We start from the raw sequence: 2082 nt of genomic DNA on the forward strand, positions 1-2082 counted from the left end.
GTAGGTATGCGGGTACAGGTACGGGTACGCGAGGAGACGCGACGGACATGACGACGGACGACGCCAACGCCCCTTGGCTGATCGTGGGGCTCGGTAATCCGGGGCCGGATTATGCGGCGAACCGCCACAACGTGGGGTTCATGGTGGCCGATCTGCTCGCCGAGCGCGTGGGCGGGAAGTTCAAGCGGGCGACGAAGGCGCAGGCGCAGGTCGTCGAGGGCCGGATCGGTTCGCCCGGTCCGGCGAGCCGGCGGGTCGTTCTCGCCAAGCCCATGTCGTACATGAATCTGTCGGGCGGTCCGGTGACCGCGCTGCGGGATTTCTACAAGGTTCCGACGGCGCACATCATTGCGATCCATGACGAGCTGGACATCGACTACGGCGTTCTGCGGCTGAAGCTGGGCGGCGGGGACAACGGGCACAACGGTCTGAAGTCGATGACGAAGGCGATGGGCGCGGACTATCACCGGGTCCGGTTCGGGATCGGGCGTCCGCCGGGGCGGATGCAGGTCGCCGACTTCGTGCTGAAGGATTTCTCGTCGGCGGAGCGCAAGGAGCTGGACTACTTCGTGGACCGGGCGGCGGACTCGGTGGAGTGTCTGGTGGAGGAGGGGCTGGAGCGGGCGCAGAGCGCGTACAACTCCTGACAACCCCGACGAACCTCTGGTCAAAGGTTGACCGAGCGCGGTCGATTGCCGAAGGATCGCGCCCCATGAAGCGGAACTCCTCCGGCCGGATGCTCGACCACGGCCGCCGTGTGGCCATGGTCCTGGTGGCCCTGCTGCTGCTCGTCGCCGGAGTCTGGTCGTCCTGGGGCACGGCCCAGCACGTCCTGCTCGCCAAGGGCCGTGAGCACGGCACGCTCACTGTCGCCGGCTGCGGCGAGAAGACCTGCACGGGGCCGTTCGACCCCGAGGGCCCCGGCGCCGTGCGCAAGGGCATGATCATCGAGCAGTCGGTCGCCGTCACCAAGGGCGCCACGCTCCAGGTCGTCGTGAAGCCCGGCACCGATGAGGTCGTGCGCACCGGCTGGCCCGGTGCGCTCCACGCCTGGCTCCCCTTCGGCGGCGCGCTCCTCCTGGCCGCCTGCGTCATCGGCGGCGGCCTCCGTATGACTCGCACGGCCTGGGCGACGGCAGCGGCGGGCGGAGCGCTGTTGCTGGGGGCGTTCTTCGCGCTCTGACAAGCCCGGCCGTTACCGGAACGACGCATTCACAGGATCGTTACCGAGGAGTATTCGGGCAACTGGCAGCGCTTGGGGCGGATTGCGTCAGCACACGTATTGACGGCCCGGTGCGGCCGACAGGAAGCTGAGCCGCCCCCCACGGCACCCTTCTCCCCTGTTGGACTGCCCATGCGCATGCTCACTTCCACCGGCGCGGTGGTGACGGCCGCGGTCTGCTCGCTGCTGCTCGCTCCTTCCGCGCTCGCCACCCCGTCCGGCGACAACGGCACCGTGAAGATCCACGACGCCAAGACCGGCGAAGAACTCCGCAAGAACGAGCCGCACGTCTGCACCTTCTACCTCGACGCCTTCGGATTCGACGCCGGTCAGCAGGTCGACTGGCGTATCGAGGCCTGGGCCCCGACCGCCGGCGTCAAGGGCGAGGAGGTCGAGTCCGGTTCACTGACGCTCGACGGCTCCGGCCACGGCCGGACCGCGGACCTGTCGCTTCCCGACGGCCACTACAAGCTGTTCTGGAACTTCGACGGCGAGCACGGCAGCGCCAAGCACAAGGTGTTCTGGACCGACTGCGCGTCCGAGGACACCAAGCCGGACGACAAGCCCGGTGACAAGCCCGGCGACGAGCCGGGCGACGAGCCCTCGGCCGAGCCGTCCACCCCGGCGGACGAGGCGCCCTCCACGCCCGCGGACGACCGGCCCACCCCGGCTCCGTCCGTGAAGGGCGAGTCCGGAGACCTCGCCGAGACCGGTTCGAGCGCACCCGTGGGCACGCTCTCGGCGGTCGCGGCCGCTCTCGTCGCGGGCGGCGGCTACCTGGTGATGCGCCGCCGCAAGGCCCAGCAGCAGCACTGACGGCCTACGGGACTGCTGGCGCGCACGAGCCGCCCAGGCTGGGG

General features: G+C 69.7%; 3 protein-coding genes. All 3 read left to right on the plus strand.

Annotation, left to right across the window (positions count from 1 at the left end; genetic code table 11):
• The first annotated feature begins 47 nt into the window (after positions 1 to 47).
• Positions 48 to 647 carry an aminoacyl-tRNA hydrolase gene (gene pth, locus ACWGI8_RS43420; protein ID WP_453669035.1) on the plus strand — a complete coding sequence of 200 codons (600 nt, stop codon included), beginning with the start codon at positions 48 to 50 and terminating at the stop codon, positions 645 to 647.
• A 65-nt stretch (positions 648 to 712) separates the two neighbouring features.
• Positions 713 to 1183, plus strand: coding sequence for a hypothetical protein (locus ACWGI8_RS43425; RefSeq protein ID WP_453669037.1), 471 nt, complete (start codon positions 713 to 715; stop codon positions 1181 to 1183).
• A gap of 171 nt (positions 1184 to 1354) precedes the next feature.
• Positions 1355 to 2038 carry an LPXTG cell wall anchor domain-containing protein gene (locus ACWGI8_RS43430; RefSeq protein ID WP_453669039.1) on the plus strand — a complete coding sequence of 228 codons (684 nt, stop codon included), beginning with the start codon at positions 1355 to 1357 and terminating at the stop codon, positions 2036 to 2038.
• Positions 2039 to 2082 lie beyond the last annotated feature (44 nt).

The sequence above is a fragment of the Streptomyces sp. NPDC054841 genome, from assembly GCF_053611045.1.